At 35.9% G+C, this 16831-nt stretch carries 12 protein-coding genes and 1 pseudogene; 7 read left to right on the top strand and 6 right to left on the bottom strand.

The genetic code is table 11. The features are described 5' to 3' along the window. The first annotated feature begins 1090 nt into the window (after positions 1–1090). On the top strand, positions 1091–1741 hold the full coding sequence (locus NI455_RS08830) for a sugar transferase (RefSeq protein ID WP_253113674.1): 651 nt from the start codon (positions 1091–1093) through the stop codon (positions 1739–1741). Positions 1742–1985: 244 nt separating this feature from the next. On the opposite strand, the gene NI455_RS08825 is transcribed toward NI455_RS08830, so the two are convergent. From NI455_RS08825 to NI455_RS08800, 6 genes are all read right to left on the bottom strand, one after another. Continuing rightward, a complete protein-coding gene (locus NI455_RS08825; RefSeq protein ID WP_253113669.1) occupies positions 1986–3440 on the bottom strand; it encodes a capsule assembly Wzi family protein in 1455 nt (484 codons plus the stop codon). 143 nt (positions 3441–3583) lie between these two features. After that, on the bottom strand, positions 3584–5770 hold the full coding sequence (locus NI455_RS08820; protein WP_253113666.1) for a polysaccharide biosynthesis tyrosine autokinase: 2187 nt from the start codon (positions 5768–5770) through the stop codon (positions 3584–3586). A 16-nt stretch (positions 5771–5786) separates the two neighbouring features. Beyond that, a complete protein-coding gene (locus NI455_RS08815; protein WP_253113665.1) occupies positions 5787–6215 on the bottom strand; it encodes a low molecular weight protein-tyrosine-phosphatase in 429 nt (142 codons plus the stop codon). Further along, the gene (locus NI455_RS08810; RefSeq protein WP_253113664.1) at positions 6215–7270 is read right to left on the bottom strand and encodes a polysaccharide biosynthesis/export family protein; all 1056 of its coding nucleotides are present in this window, start codon (positions 7268–7270) and stop codon (positions 6215–6217) included. The genes NI455_RS08815 and NI455_RS08810 overlap by 1 nt, the downstream gene beginning before the upstream one ends. A gap of 193 nt (positions 7271–7463) precedes the next feature. Further along, a complete protein-coding gene (locus NI455_RS08805) occupies positions 7464–8273 on the bottom strand; it encodes a glycosyltransferase family 25 protein (protein WP_253113663.1) in 810 nt (269 codons plus the stop codon). A gap of 1 nt (position 8274) precedes the next feature. Beyond that, the gene (locus NI455_RS08800) at positions 8275–9228 is read right to left on the bottom strand and encodes a polysaccharide pyruvyl transferase family protein (protein ID WP_253113662.1); all 954 of its coding nucleotides are present in this window, start codon (positions 9226–9228) and stop codon (positions 8275–8277) included. A gap of 326 nt (positions 9229–9554) precedes the next feature. On the opposite strand from NI455_RS08800, the pseudogene NI455_RS08795 reads away from it, so the two are divergent. The 6 genes and pseudogenes from NI455_RS08795 to NI455_RS08770 all read left to right on the top strand — a co-directional run. Beyond that, positions 9555–9802, top strand: a pseudogene (locus NI455_RS08795) (transposase); the annotation flags it as partial. Between the two features lie 364 nt (positions 9803–10166). Then, on the top strand, positions 10167–11444 hold the full coding sequence (gene tviB / locus NI455_RS08790; RefSeq protein WP_253113661.1) for a Vi polysaccharide biosynthesis UDP-N-acetylglucosamine C-6 dehydrogenase TviB: 1278 nt from the start codon (positions 10167–10169) through the stop codon (positions 11442–11444). 18 nt (positions 11445–11462) lie between these two features. After that, complete coding sequence (locus NI455_RS08785; protein WP_253113660.1) at positions 11463–12494, top strand: NAD-dependent epimerase/dehydratase family protein; 1032 nt, start codon at positions 11463–11465, stop codon at positions 12492–12494. A 157-nt stretch (positions 12495–12651) separates the two neighbouring features. Next, the gene (locus tag NI455_RS08780) at positions 12652–14451 is read left to right on the top strand and encodes an ABC transporter ATP-binding protein (RefSeq protein ID WP_253113659.1); all 1800 of its coding nucleotides are present in this window, start codon (positions 12652–12654) and stop codon (positions 14449–14451) included. 36 nt (positions 14452–14487) lie between these two features. Next, positions 14488–15678 carry a UDP-N-acetylglucosamine 4,6-dehydratase gene (locus NI455_RS08775; protein ID WP_253113658.1) on the top strand — a complete coding sequence of 397 codons (1191 nt, stop codon included), beginning with the start codon at positions 14488–14490 and terminating at the stop codon, positions 15676–15678. After that, a complete protein-coding gene (locus NI455_RS08770; protein WP_253113656.1) occupies positions 15678–16826 on the top strand; it encodes a LegC family aminotransferase in 1149 nt (382 codons plus the stop codon). Before NI455_RS08775 ends, NI455_RS08770 begins: the two co-directional genes overlap by 1 nt. The last annotated feature ends 5 nt before the right edge of the window (positions 16827–16831 follow it).

The following is a 16831-nucleotide window of genomic DNA, read 5'->3' as shown; positions in this document are numbered from 1 at the left end:
TGGTTGTGCGGTAGATTTTGTGTGTAGGCTTCTTCATTTGAAAATTATATCGCTGAAAAAGCCTTTACAGATAGGTTTGTGCAACAAAGCCCCTTACAGATAGAACTTTATTTTACAAGCCCGTAACTACAGGATTTTTCAAACGTCATTATTGAGTGATTTAGCTTGTAGCTATAATTTAGCTGAGCTAACTCCTCGTTCTTCTTCTATTCAAGCAAATAACTCACAAGATTTAAATAAAATCTATTTTTATGCAGATGTATGAAAGCATACAAACATCAGTCTAGAGATAATTCCTAATAGTAAAAATGACATATTTGATACAAATATTAAAAATATAAGTTTTTCAGTTATATAGAAAAATTTTAGGTGCTTGTTGATGCTATACACTTGCTAAATCAGTCTCTTAACGTTTTTGATGTAGTCAAAATATGGAGTCAATTGGTGAATTTAATCACAGTCTTCTTTGTTAAATCACATTTTGTCACATTTTTTTAGTGTGAGCTGTGTTGTATTTTATGAATTTTTATTTAAAAAAATTACCGCTACTTTTCTATATTTATTGAGGATATTTAATGGATACTATGAAGTGCTAATCATTCACGAAATAGCTTATTTTATTGATAGGAGAACAAAGATTTTATTGCAATATCAAATAAATTTTCATTTATAATATTTAAATTAAGGTTTTAATAAAAAAATACTAATATAAGATTATTTTTAGGTCGATAATTCCATCTAAGATATATTGCTACTTAAGAAATAAAACCCTTGATATGATTAATAAAAAATAGACATATCGAGGTGTTTATTAATGTATCTAAAAAAAGAAAAAGCTAAGATCAAAAATAATGAAGAAAATACTATTTTAATATATAAGCCTTTATCTGATAGAAAAAATACTATTATATTAAAAAAATATTCTAAAAATAAAGGAGAGTGTAAAAGTAAAATAATAAAATTTTCTTCAAAAAAAGATCAATTAGATAAAATGGGTAAAATAAAATCTAGACATTTTGTGCATAAAGATAATTGGATATCAAAAGAATCTTTCACGCCTCAAATTTATTTTTATTCTATTGCTGATTTAATGAGGAGTAAAGGAGAGGTATCTAAGCGGGTGCTTGATATAGTGATTGCATTCATGGCTTTGCTTATATTATTCCCGGTTTTTATTATTATCGCTTATAAAGTACGAAAAAATTTGGGTTCGCCTATTTTCTTTTACCAAGAACGACCGGGTAAAAATGGCAAATTATTCAGAATGATTAAATTTCGTTCTATGAGAAATGTACTAGATCAGGAAGGTAATCCTTTACCTGATAAATTTCGTATCACTGCATTTGGACAAAAGTTACGTTCTTCAAGTTTAGATGAAATGCCACAGCTGATTAATGTTTTGAAAGGAGAGATGAGTATTGTTGGGCCTCGGCCTCAAATGAAAGAATTTCTAGAGCATTATACTGATGAACAAATGCGACGGCATGAAGTTAAACCTGGTATGACAGGGCTTGCTCAGGTAAGTGGACGCAATAATTTATCCTGGGAAGAAAAATTTGCATTAGATGTACAATATGTTGAACAGCATAATATGTGGTTAGATTTTAAAATCATGTTTAAAACAGCTCAAGTGATGTTGAGCCAAGAGGGAATTAATGCTCCTAATCAGGAAGTCGGTGCTGTGCGGTTTTCGACTAAAAGTATTATCGATACCGATTTACTTACAAAAAAGTTGAAATAATTCCAATTATGAATAGGGTCTGTTGCCATTTCATAATGGCAACCAAATACAAGTAATATGCTAAAAAGACTGCCGATACATAACGTGACCCAAATAAATTACTGCCAAACCGCTGGAAACCTGATCAGAATTAAAAAAACAGGTAGGGGGTTCAGCGGATGCTTACATTAATCCTGATCTTTTTGGGTTTATAAGCATAGGCATCATTATAGTCATCACTTGAATTCTCCATTTTAAAGAAGACTTAATAGGAAAATAAGTCTTTTTCTAAGGGGAGTTCAATACCAATCGATATACCGCTATCATTGCCATGCACATCTGAGTCACTCACCCAGCCATTCAGTTTTAGTGGGATATCTGGGTGTAGATAATGTGTCCAGGTTAGATCTAGCGCTTTTAATTCATCTTGTTCTGGAAATGCGTAATTAGTAATACCTCTATCAGGTCTATTGGAAGCTTGGTCAAATTTCACAAATAATACCCGGGCATTGACACGGTTTATACGATCAAAATGAATATCGCCACCTAAAGACAGCATTTGGCCATCACCACCCATGGCATGCGCTAGGGGGTAGCCATGTTGGTAGAAACCATCAGTATAGTTGGTGTGATTATATGAAACCCCTAATGCTTTACCATTGGTACGGGTATCTGCCCATTCGGTATAGAGCTGGAAGGGCAGATTGTTATAGCTTGAAGAGTAATCTATCCCAGCCAAATACATTTTTTTGGCCGGCAAGCCTCCAGCTTCATCTTCCCCCACATATTGTGCATATATACCCATCGGAATTTGCATGAGTGGTTGTAGGTTTAACCGTGCATCAAAACCGGCAATTTGGTTTGATGGATCAGGTTCGCCTGTACCACCATTATCTTTATTGCCAACAAACGCATCCCAAAGTGAGCTCAGGCTTTCAGGCCTGTTTTCACCGCCCCACTGAATAGCACGCGATGCACCGAGTTCTAAATAGGGCACAGGTTGTGCAGTTAGGCGCAACCCAATCAGTTTTGCATCAGGTAAAGCATCGTAGTCATCCAGTTGTCCGGCAAAAGCTTGATATTGCCAAGAACCCATCCAGGACAGCCATTTGTTTGCAAAAGCATTCTGTTCGGCACGCTGCAGCGTCACCCCATAAACAGGGCGGCTGGCATCACCGCGAATTAAACTACTATCATGACTTGGTCCCCAATAGGCGGGAATCTGTCCAGCAATCAGCCATTGGTTCCATAATTTTCCAGCGATATAGGAACTTTCTACATTGATATCTTGATCAGATTCAATCTGTGGATCTTTTTCCGCATTGACACGAATTTTGGCATCCCAGTTCTGGTTACCTGCATTGAGTTCTACGCCTGACTGATATTGCGCTTTTTGCTGATCACCAAAGGCTTGAGGCATATTCTTCTGCTCAGTCTCTGCAAATAACGATACTTTGAGCAGTTGGTTATTGGCATTCAAGTGTGCCAATACCGTATCAAGCACTTTTTGTTGAGTATTATTGTTGATTTTAGCCTGAGCAAGGGCACGTTGGATTTCATCACCACTCATTGGCCAGGTTGAAGTGCTAATTTGAATCACCCCTTGCTGATTCAGCCAGTTTAAATCAGTGCGGAGGTTCTGCTCATTTAAAACGATGCCTTGGGCAAAGGCCAATGAAGAGCTTAATGCTAGGGTAGCCATCAGTGTTTTGGATAACATTCTTATCTATTCTCAGTAGTTTTAGACGGTAAGCACGATAGGGTTTTTAGTTGATTTTTTCAGCAATGATCATTTGAATTAAATATAATAAAGGGGCATTTCACACCCTGCTGAAGCAGAGTGTGAAATTTTAATAAAGTAGATTAATCCTTGTCTTTTGAAGCTTTATAGGCATAAGCATAATTATAGCCATAGCCATAGCCTGCACTTGAACGCTGAATATCATTCAAGATCACGCCATTGACCTTGACACCCACCTGTTCAAAACGATTGACTGTTAATTCCAGCTCTTTCATCTGAGTTTGTGCATAACGTGCAATCAATAAATTCACACCCGCGTGTTGCGAGATAATAATCCCATCAGTGACTGCCAGAATCGGTGAGGTATCAATCAGGATGTGATCATATTGACTGGATAATTGATTCAGCATTTCACCAAATAGTGGGGTACTGAGTAACTCTGATGGGTTTACCGGACTTTTACCCCGAATTAATAAATCTAATCCTGGAATATCAGTTGCTTTGATGACCTGATCTAAACTGGCTTGCGTATTTAAATATTCTGCCAGACCGGGTTGATGATCCTGCTTAAAGTATTTATGGATATAACCCCGACGTAAGTCTGCATCGATCAATAGCACACGTTTTTGACTTTGTGCCAATATTGCAGCCAGGTTGGTGGAAATAAACGATTTCCCTACTTCAGGTGCGGGACCTGAAATCATCACAATATTATTGCGAGCATTGCTCAAGGCAAAATGAATGGCTGTACGCATACTGCGCAGACTCTCAATCGCAATATCATCACTGTTTTTAACCGCCAGGATAGGAATATATTTTTTCTTCTTGGCCAGCTTGATATAGCTATTTTGTACAGGTGAGCGTGGTACTGTCGCATAGACAGGTAAATCCAACTCATTTTCAATTTGACTTGAATCTTTAATACCCGAATGCAACATGTGACGCAGTAGAGCCAGCAAGGTGCCCAGGAAACCGCCTATAAATAATGAAATGACTATAGTTCGCATTTTCTGAGGATTGATTGGTCCAAGTGGCTCGACTGCTGTATCTATGATACGTACATTACCAATCTCGCCTGCTTTGACAATACGAAGTTGTTGGTATGAGTTTAGAAGTGCGGTATATAGTTGCTGTTTTACTTCAACTTCACGGAATAATTGCAAATATTGACGCTGTAATTCTGGCAAGCGTTTTAAAGTACCATTTAATTCTACAATTTTCTTGTTAACAGCAGCCAGTTGAGCATTCATTTGTTGCATGGTTGGATGTTCAGTTGTATATTTGGCTGACGTTTCTGCTATTTGTTGTTCAAGTGTAGCTTTGGTGGATTCTAGTCCAATACTCTGTGAAATATAAAGGTTGGATTCTTGTGTCACATCAACAGTGTCATATTGCTCACGGAATCGGTTGAATTCACGTTCTGCAGTATCAAGTTGTTGTTTAAGTTCAGGTAGCTGATCTTCAAGGAATTTTAAAGTTTGTGCTGTTTCTGCTGTTTTTCGTTCAATATTTTGTTGACCATAAACGGCTAGAATAGCATTTAGTACTTGAGTAATATGTTCCTTATCAGTTCCTTGATAATTCAAACTAAGAATACCAGCTCCTTTACCTTTTTCATAAATTTGAAATTGGGAAAGAATAGTTGAAACAGCAGCCGGTAGATTCTGTTTACGAATATTATAGGTTGTATCAAAAGTATCTTGACTGAAAATTCCTACTTTCCATATACCATCTTCAGACTGAATTTGGCTGATCTTATTTAGGGGAGCTGAAAAAACTTCCTGCTGTGTAGATGTATCTGTAAGAATATATTGACCCTGTTCAAAACTCAAAGAAAGATTTTTGTTTGAAAACTTTGCGGGAATATCGAATTCTTGAACTTCAAAACTTTTTTGATTATCCTTGAATAATACTGATTTTTCTGAATATTGAGTTGTATATGTATTTGTTTTCAGTAAACGATTCCAAAATGAATTTTCTATTCCGGAAATTTTCATATCAAGATTTAGATGATCGATGACAGTCCCTAAGACTAAGCGTGATTTTAGAATCTCAATTTCTGCCTGAGCAGGTGACATTTGGTCAATTGCAGAAGAAAGACCTCCAGATAATACAGCTGAAGCTCCTTTACTATCCTCAACTTGTATTAGTGCATCGACATTATAAGTATAGGGAGTAATTCTCAAAGAGAGTAAGGCACATATTAAACTCAAAATAATACATAGTGTAATTAATTTCCATTGTGAAATTAGGGAAAAGAATAGTTCTTTTAAGTCGATGCTGTCTTCTGTATCAGTATTTTTGCTCATAATCGTCTTTCAGAAATTAAATATATTTTTTCCAGTCTTCAACACACTGTTGAATCAGCTGGCATGTGTCATTAAATACATTTTGGTCATATTGATAGGGGTCAGCAATATTTTGAGATCTCCAGTGGCCGAGAAGAAATGTTTTTCCTTTCGCAAAAGGCCACTGCTGCTCAATATGTTTTTGTTGGTTTTGACTCATCACGAAGATTAAGTCGGCCCATTTAATCATCTCGGTATTCAGTTTGCGAGCAACATGAGGACTCAAATCAATCCCCAAACGTTGCATGCATAAGCTGGCTTTTTCATCCGCTGCATGCCCAATCAAGCCAGCAATACCTGCAGACTCAATCTGTAAATGCGGATACTGCTGTTTTAAAAAGTATTCGGCCATAGGACTACGGCAAATATTGCCAATACAAACCACCAAAATACATTTAATCTGCATTATTGACCTAAACGCTCAAAACCTAAGAAGGTATTAGATAAAGGTAAAATTTGGTTAATAATACGTTGCCAGCGAACTAAACCAGTAGTATCTACATATACAATATCATTACTACGCATTTTAAACTGACTGGCTAAGCCAAAGTCACCAATATTACTTAGATCTAGTTGATATATTTGTGTCATTTTCTGGTTTTGTTGGCTGCGAAGGATATAAATTTTACTGCGGCTTGCAGTAAAAGGATTAATTCCTAAACTTTCACCTAATACGTCAGTCAAACTCATCTCTTCTACACGCATTTGTAAAGCCTGGTTTTTACCAGATTCACCCATGACATAAATTTTATGATTTTCTCTAGCATTCACATAAATTGTATCATTTGGCTGTATAAGTAAATTATGTAGGGAATAGCCAGCCTTTTCTAATTCAATAGTGTTTAAGCTGTAATTTCGGCCCTGTCTTATTAAATTAATCGATGCATTATCACCAATACCACCCGCCATGCCTAAAGCACTATATAAACTGACAGGTTGATCAGTTAAGTAATAGATACCACCTTTTCCAGCACTACCTTGAATCGAATAGTATTTACCTTGATAAGACAACACCCGAACAATTACATCTGGGGTTTTTAGGTAACGTGATAGCTGGTTGCGTAATTCGCGGTTAACTTGAGTCAGGGATTTGCCCGCCGCTTTGTAGTGGCCAATCATCGGGAAGTTAATAGAACCCCTTTGGTCAATTTGGTAGCCTTCACTTCCTGAAATCTCTGGATAGGCCCATAAGGAAATAGATAAAATATCACCTGGACTTAGGCTGTAGTGACGATGTGGCGTACTAAATAAATGCGCATAGTCTTGTTGAATGTTGTGTACAGCAGGCTGAACCGCAAGCATAGAATCCTGGGTGAGTTTAATCACATTGACCGACGTGCCGAGTTCGGTTTGATAAACACCTTCTACCGGTAGATCATAAGTTTGCAGACCAGAAGTCACTGCACAGCCAGTCAAAGCGAGACCATAAGTCAGAAAAAAAGCCAGTTGAATTTGTCGCACATGAGGTTCCATTATTAAATTTTTAAAATCATTTTAAATAAATTAAAGACATTTTACCGGATTTATAAAGTACGTACATAGCGATTTGAACCGTACCGGGTTTGTCAGAGACTTTTATTTAAGTTCGGCTACCTGACCTAACGGGTTAATCTTATCATAGTATATTGCCTCAAAATCAAAAGGTTATACAAAATTACAAAGGATCTTTTTTCTCTATGTATTTATAGAGTTTTAAAATTAACACCCTAAGTTTACTTTTTAAAGATCTTTTCACAATTATAGAAAAAGAGTTTTTAGCTTTGGGATAATTTATTACTTTATTTAATCCAGCAAGTTCTCTCTCTTTTTGTATGTGACTTGTAGAGAGATCTAAGGGATGATCTACAAAATCAGACAAATATATTTTCTTAATAATGCTACTTTTTGATAAATAACCCCAATCATCAGCAATTATAAAATTTGACTGAGACAACTCAATCATTTGATTAGCCAAACATGAGCTCATAAGATAACAGCAAGTTCTACATATAACATATTCACTTTTAATGGTTTTATGAAACTTTTGCCCTCCAATAAAATGATAATTTTTATTACTTTTAGTAATATGAGTTTGATTTAAGCCATTTTGCCCCCCTAGGATATAAAGCGCTTTTGGGTCTAATTTAGTATCTTGAAAAGTAGTAATAAATTTCTTGAATCTTTCATCTAAAATAACATCATCTTCTAAAATACATGCCCAATTAAGTTTGTTATCCAATATCTTTTGGTATGTTTTAATATGACTTAGTGTACATCCTATTTCGCCGGGTGTGGCCCTCTGTCCTCTCGTAAGAATTGCTCCTGTGCTTTTAGCTCTAATCGAATTCAATTCATTTTCAGAAAGCTCTTTTCCATAAACTGCATCAATAAATTCATACTGAAGGCCAAAGTCATCTAAAATCTTACCGATAGTCTTTCTTCTTTCTGTATCCTTCCTTAAGGAAACTATATAGATATTGAGCATATTATTTCTCTGCAATAGAAGTTATTTCTAAATCTTTAGTCCAGACTTTATAATATTCCGTGTTTTTTCCATAACTATTATCAATAATAGAAGAGGGTACATCGACTAAACAAGATAAAATATGACCATGTAAGCGTGATGTTACAATACTTTCATAACTTGAGAAAAATTTTGATGCTTTAAAAGTCAATGAGCAGGCATGTTTATACCAAATTTTAAAAATTAGTTTATTTAATGATTGTAGCTTTAGTATACGATTAATTTGAATTAGTCTATATGTGATAGAAAAAAATATTCTATCAAATTTAGTAATTAAATCATCCCAATCTAGACAATCATTTCCTTTAATTTTGTCTTGAATTTCAGATTGAATGGGGTTTTTTTCAATATCTTTCCTTAAAAAGTATAAAATATTTTTATTTTTTTTACTTTTGGGTAGTTCTCCATAAAGCGCATGAGCCATATCTGGCATTAAATATGTATAATTTGTGAATTCTTTAAAAATTTCATACGTCACCTGATCCCTGGCAAACATAATTATATTATTATGTTTTTGAAAAATTTTTCTTGATTTTTCTTGATTTTCATTATTGTTAAAAAAAACAGTTTGAGGCAAAATAATGATTTTATTGTCTGGGAATTCTTTTACTATCTTTTCTCTTAAGTTTTGGTGAGCGGTATAAATATCTCCAAAATTACCCCCACCCTGACATATTATCGTAATATTTTTAGTAATTATATTGGCTATATTAATATCATTAAAATTAATAGTTGATAAATATAATTTCACATTAATAGAATTTTTCTTAAAAAAGTTTATTGTTCCTGCCAATATCAGCAAATCTCCAACATTGTAGTAAAATGGGAAATCTACAAAAATCACATCATTCTTATCTTCTATAAAATCTAAAATTTTATTAAGACGTTCCTTTAATACAATCATATTGTTGAGCAAGATTATCTCCATTTTAAAAGATTAGCGTATTCAAATACGAAATACGACACATTTATATTTAGCTGAAAAAGTTAAGTGTATTAGAGTTATTGGGATTTTTTCAATTTATAATTGTAAAACACCCCATGAAACAATACGCCCAATGTTTTCAAGAAGAAAGATACGAAATTTATGTTTCTTTTAAAAGTAATTTTTCAGTTTTAACTCTCACAAGAGAGCTAAGTCTGAATAGCCACTAGAAATTCTAGCGTACATAACCATCTTTTGGACTGCCACCATTCTCCTAGACAAATATCGTCTATTCTTTTTGCATAAGAGAGAACATTATGAGTGGACAACGATATACTCCAGAATTTAAAGATGAAGCTGTTAAATTGATTACTGAACGTGGCTGCTCTGTCCCAGATGTCGCAGAACGTTTAGGTGTATCACAGCACAGATTTATAAATGGCTAAAGGCAGTACAACCTTTAGGTAACAACCCTGATGAACATGAATTGCTCGAAGCAAAGAAAGAAATCCTTCGTCTTAAAAGTCAGCTTAAACAAACTGAAGAGGAGTGGGATATCTTAAAGTGAAAGCACTGCTTTCACCCCGCATTTCAAGCCTGCTAAAGTAAAGTATCAGTGTATCCTTGAATACACCATCAATTTAAAATGATATGTAGAGTTCTAAAGATTGCTCGCGTTGGCTATATGAACAATAGACTTCTTGCGTTAGTCAAAATTTAAACAGCCCAAAGCTACATTTTATAAGGTTTTAGCCAATTCAAGAATTAGGTAAAACGATACTTTCGCAAGAGGTCTAATACGCCCTATACATTAGACCTATTTTTTGTTTTTTGGTGTTAAATCACAACAGAATTTTCATGTTTTTCTGCTAGTATACCTACCGAAAGATTTGCTCTTTATAAGTACAGTATATTAATAAGGCGTTGAAATGCTATCTATTGCAGATTTGAAAATTGCGGTGATTGGTTTAGGTTATGTGGGCTTACCACTTGCAGTTGAATTTGGGAAAAAAGTACTAGTGGTCGGGTTTGATATCTATCAAAAGCGGATTGATGAACTAAAAAGTGGTCAAGACCATACCCTTGAAGTTTCCCCAGAAGAACTCAAACAGGCAAATCAGCTCAGTTATTCAGCAAATCTAGAAGATTTAAAAAGCTGTAACTTTTTTATTGTCACTGTACCTACCCCTATTGATGAATTCAAACAGCCAGACTTAACGCCACTTGTTAAGGCTTCGACTAGCATTGGTCAGGTGCTTAAAAAAGGCGATGTGGTGGTGTATGAGTCTACTGTCTATCCGGGTGCAACTGAAGAGACCTGTATTCCGGTTCTGGAACAGGTATCAGGCCTGAAGTTCAATCAGGACTTCTTTGCCGGTTATAGTCCGGAGCGAATTAACCCGGGCGATAAGCTGCACCGTGTCACCAATATTCTGAAAATTACCTCAGGTTCTACGCCTGAAGTCGCTGAGTTTGTCGATCAGGTGTATAACCTGGTGATTGAAGCAGGTACGCATAAAGCAACTAGCATTAAAGTGGCTGAAGCAGCAAAAGTCATTGAAAATACCCAGCGTGATGTCAACATTGCCCTGATTAATGAGCTGGCCGTGATCTTTAATAAAATGGGAATTGATACGGAAGCAGTTTTGCAGGCTGCCGGTACCAAATGGAATTTCTTGCCATTCCGTCCAGGACTGGTAGGTGGACACTGTATTGGTGTCGATCCCTACTATTTAACGCATAAAGCGCAGTCTATCGGTTATCACCCTGAAATTATTCTGGCAGGCCGTCGTTTAAATGACGGTATGGGGGCTTATGTAGTGACCCAGCTGGTCAAGGCAATGATCAAGAAAAAAATTCAGGTCGAAGGTGCCAAAGTTCTAGTTTTAGGCTTAAGTTTTAAAGAAAACTGCCCGGATATTCGTAATACCAAAATTATTGATATTGTCAATGAGCTGACAGAATACAATATTGCTGCCGATGTGTATGATCCATGGGTAGATGCAAGCGAAGCTCAACATGAATACGGAATTACTCCAGTCGCAAATCTGGAACAGGATCAGTATGATGCTGTGATTCTGGCCGTTGCCCATGATCAGTTTAAAGCCATGGGTGCTGAAGCATTACGTGCCTTGGGCAAGTCCGCACATATTTTATATGACCTGAAATATGTACTGGATCAATCTGAATCTGACCTTCGTCTGTAATTTATAGGGACCCTAAACATGAGCCAATATCAAACTGTATGTGAGCAATTACAACAAGCACCAAAAACCTGGTTAATTACCGGTGTGGCAGGCTTTATTGGCTCAAATTTACTGGAAACCTTGTTAAAGCTGAATCAAAATGTGGTGGGTCTGGACAATTTTGCCACAGGTCATCAGCATAATCTGGATGAGGTGCAAAGTCTGGTCAAGCCTGAACAATGGGAAAACTTCAAGTTTTATGAAGGTGATATTCGTAATTTTGCAGACTGCCAGACCGCATGTGCAGGGGTGGGCTATGTCTTACACCAAGCCGCTTTAGGTTCTGTACCCCGTTCGATTGCGGACCCGATTACCACCAATGCAGCCAATATTACCGGCTTTTTAAATATGCTGACCGCTGCACGTGATGCACAAGTCAAAAGCTTTACCTATGCCGCCAGCAGTTCAACTTATGGTGACCATCCGGCATTACCTAAAGTCGAAGAAAATATTGGAAAGCCACTTTCGCCTTATGCAGTCACCAAATATGTCAATGAGCTGTATGCTGAAGTATTTGCACGGACTTATGGTTTTAAAACCATTGGCCTGCGTTACTTTAATGTTTTTGGCAAGCGCCAGGACCCGAACGGTGCCTATGCAGCTGTGATTCCAACGTGGACCGCGGCCATGATTGCTGGTGATGACGTTTTCATTAATGGTGATGGTGAAACCAGTCGTGATTTCTGTTTTATTGAGAACACTGTTCAGGCCAATATTCTGGCAGCTACTACACAAAATGATGAAGCTAAAAATCATGTCTATAATGTGGCAGTGGGGGATCGTACTACGCTGAATGATTTGTTTAATGCCATTAAAGCTGCATTAAATGAAAATGGTGTGATTTATGCAAAAGAACCAATATATCGTGAATTCCGGGCAGGAGATGTACGGCATTCGCAAGCTAGTATTAACAAAATTAAAACCTTATTAGGTTATGAACCTGAGTTTTTGATTTCTCATGGTATAGAGAAAGCAATGCCTTGGTATATACAGTTTTTAGGAACAAAGTAAAAGAGTTGTATTTGTTCTATAACTCATTTTTATATAGTTGGCTATTATGATTCCATGTTTAAATAACAACCTTTTTAGCTTTGATATCTTAATTTATGTATTTAAAGAATGTATGTGTGTTATTAATAATTTAGTTATTTTAAAATAGAGTTGTAGAATGTTGAAAATGATTCAAGAGCTATTTTCTCTCCTTAATGCTCGCCAACGAAACCAGTTTTATATTTTGCAAGTTTTAGTAGTAATTATGGCATTCGCAGAGCTTGTAGGTATTGCATCTATAGCTCCTTTTATGGCATTGGTTGGTGATATCAGTTTGCTAGAAAAAGAGGGTATCTATTCAAGTTTGTATCAGTTATCCGGTCTTAATAATCCAATGGATTTTTTATTCTATTTGGGTTTGTCTGTATTATTTGCTCTTGGATTTTCGACAATTATTTCTATGTTTACTGTTTGGCGATTATCTTTATTTGGTGCAAAAGTCGGGGTGGAGATCGCAGATCGATTGTATGAGCACTATATGCAACAAAATTGGTTGTTCCATGTAGGTGGAAGTAGTGCTCAATTGACAAAACAAATTTCAACAGAAGCAACACGAGTTACCAGTGGGATAATTCAACCATTAATGCAATTCAATGCAAAAATGGTGTTGGTTATCTTTATTACAATTACAATACTTATGATTGATCCCGTAATTGCACTCACGGGGTTGATGATATTTGTGAGCGCATATATTTTATTATACAGGTTGGTAAGAAAACGCTTACAAAAAAATGGAAAAAATTTATCTAATGTCTCTACTGAGCGTTTTCGATTAATGAATGAAGGCTTTGGTGGTATCAAAGATGTTTTGCTGCTTAATCGTCACTATGATTTTATTGAGCGTTTTCAAAAAACTGGACAAATATTTGCCAATGCTCAAAGTGGTAATGCTTCAATAGCTATGTTGCCTCGCTATTTTATGGAGCTCATTGCATTTGGTGCAATGATAGGCTTGGTATTATTGCTCATTAAATTGCACCAAGGCAATTTGGGGGAGGTGCTTCCAATATTAGCAGTTTATGCTTTAGCATCTTTTAAGTTACTTCCTGCATTGCAGCAGATTTATGGGAGTATTACCCAAATGAAAGGAAGTGCAGCAGCATTTGAGTCGATTAAAAAGGATCTTGAGCTGTCTCTAAAAACTCCACAGTCATCAATAAAGGACTCCGCATTACAACATATACAGCTAAAAGAAAAAATTAGTCTGCAAAATATAACCTTTAGTTATCCAGGTAAATCAAAGCCTGCCGTTCATAACTTAAATATGGTAATACCTGTCAATAGTGTTATAGGAATTGTTGGGTCATCAGGCTCTGGAAAATCAACAACAATAGATCTGTTGCTTGGCTTACTCACTCCGCAACAAGGCGATATCTATATTGATGACATACCTATTACAGAAGTTAATAAGTGTGCATGGCAACAATCTTTAGGCTTTGTGCCACAAAGTATTTATTTAGGTGAGGGAACAATTGCAGAAAATATTGCATTTGGTTTACCTGCCAAAGATATTAATCTAGATCAAGTACAGAAAGCTATTGAGTTAGCTAACTTAACCGAATTAGTAAAGCAATTGCCTAATGGTGTAAATACAAAAGTCGGGGAGCGTGGTGTACAGCTTTCAGGGGGGCAACGCCAGCGTATTGGTATCGCAAGGGCACTTTATCATGAGGCGAATGTACTTGTTTTTGATGAAGCAACTAGTGCTTTAGATGGAATTACTGAAAAAATTATTATGGATGCGATTCATGATTTTAGTGGTAAAAAAACGATTATTATGATTGCCCACCGACTAAAGACAGTGCGTAAATGTGACGTTATTTTCATGATGGAACAGGGTAAAATTGTTGATCAGGGGACTTATCAGCATTTGTTAGAAACTAACCCAAAATTTAAAGAAATGGCTGAGCATGCTTAGTCGTTATATTCATACAACTTTTATTAATGGTCTATTATGAGCAGTATTTTAAATTTAATTGGTCGCTCACAAGAACTTTTTACAAATGATATCCAAGCATGGGATGAAAAATTAAAAGAGATTGTCGCATCTTCGAAGTTTTTAGTACTTGGCGGTGCTGGATCTATTGGTCAGGCTGTAGTTAAAGAGATTTTTAAGCGTAACCCGGAAAAACTTCATGTAGTTGATATATCAGAAAACAATCTCACAGAAGTTGTCCGAGATATTCGTAGCTCTTATGGGTACATAGACGGCGATTTTCAAACTTTTGCATTGGATATTGGATCTGATGAGTATGATGCTTTTATCCAAAATGATGGTGAGTTTGACTATGTTCTTAACTTATCGGCATTAAAGCATGTACGTAGCGAAAAAGATCCTTATACTTTGATGCGCATGATTCATGTAAATATTCTGAATACTGAAAAAACAATAAGACAGTCAATAGAGAAAGGTGTTAAAAAATATTTTTGTGTTTCAACTGATAAAGCGGCTAATCCTGTCAATATGATGGGTGGCTCTAAACGTATTATGGAAATGTTCCTAATGCGTCAAAGCCAATATATTGATATTTCAACTGCTCGTTTTGCAAATGTTGCATTTTCAGATGGTTCTTTATTACATGGTTTTAACCAGCGTATTCAGAAAAACCAGCCAATTGCTGCGCCAAATGATATTCGCCGTTATTTCGTTACTCCAAAAGAGTCAGGTGAGCTGTGTCTCATGTCTTGTTTACTAGGTGAGAATAGAGATATTTTTTTCCCTAAACTTAGCGAGCACTTACACCTCATTACTTTTGCTGATATTGCAGTCAAATATATTAATAACCTTGGATACGAGCCGTATTTGTGTGAGTCTGAGGATGAAGCGCGTAGCGTAATTGAGACTTTACCAAAACAAGGTAAATGGCCATGTTTATTCACAGGAAGTACAACGACTGGTGAGAAAGATTTTGAAGAGTTCTTTACCAACAATGAAACTTTAGATATGCAACGTTTTCATAATTTAGGTGTTATTAAAAACGAACTAAATGTTGAAGAAGACAAGTTGCATGTATTTGAAGAAAAAATTCATGCAATGCTTTCAAATAAGCAGTGGAGTAAAGAAGAAATTGTTGATCTATTTAACTATATGATGCCTAACTTTGGACATAAAGAAACAGGTTTATATTTAGATGGAAAAATGTAATGGATACTTCTAAATTTAATCAATTTGTTCGGGATATTTATTGTACTAATAATTTTATTCCCTTACATGAACCTCGTTTTCTTGGTAATGAAAAGAAATATGTATTAGATACGATTGATAGTACTTTTGTTTCTAGTGTTGGTGCCTATGTAAATGACTTTGAAGCCAAGGTTCAACAATTTACAGGCTGTGCTAAAACTATTGCGACTGTGAATGGAACAGCTGCATTACATATTGCTCTTTTACTCGCTGGTGTAAAGCGCGACGATATCGTAATTACCCAAGCTTTGACTTTTGTCGCAACGTGTAATGCCTTGTCTTATATCGGTGCAGAGCCATTATTTATTGATGTTTCATTGAAGACACTTGGTTTGTGTCCAAAGGCATTAGATGTTTATTTGCAAGAAAATGCTTTTATTGATGACCAAGGTGTATGTAAACACAAAGCAACTAATAAGCGTATTTCTGCAATCGTTCCAATGCATACATTTGGTCATCCTGTTGAAATTGATGAGCTTCAACAGGTCGTAACCAAGTGGAATATTGCATTAGTTGAAGATGCTGCTGAAAGTTTAGGTTCTTACTACAAAGGTAAACATACTGGAACTTTTGGTCTAGTTTCAGCACTTAGTTTTAATGGAAATAAAGTCATCACTACAGGTGGTGGTGGTATGGTCTTGTGTCAAGATGAAGAACTTGGCATAAGAGCGAAGCACATTACGACAACTGCAAAAATACCACATCCGTATGAATTTTATCATGATGAAAATGGTTTTAACTACCGTTTACCTAATTTGAATGCTGCTTTAGGTTGTGCACAAATGGAAGGCTTGGAAGGTTTTCTGGCTAAAAAGCGTGATTTAGCTCAGCAATATCAAGATTTCTTTAAAGATAGTGATATTTCATTTGTTGTGGAACCTGAAGACTGCCGATCTAACTATTGGTTAAATGCCATTGTTTGCAAAGATAAGGCTCAACGAGATTTGATTTTGGATGAAACCAATTCAAATAAGGTTATGACTCGCCCAATCTGGACTTTAATGACCAGATTGCCAATGTACCAAACTGCATTACAAGGCGATTTAACTAACTCATTATGGTTGGAAGAAAGAGTTGTAAATATTCCAAGTTCGGTTCCTTTGGAGTAATGAGA

This window comes from Acinetobacter lwoffii, from assembly GCF_024129435.1.
GTDB lineage: Bacteria > Pseudomonadota > Gammaproteobacteria > Pseudomonadales > Moraxellaceae > Acinetobacter > Acinetobacter lwoffii_F.
Note: the sequence above shows the minus strand (reverse complement) of the source record. Positions and strands in the feature narration are given on the sequence as shown.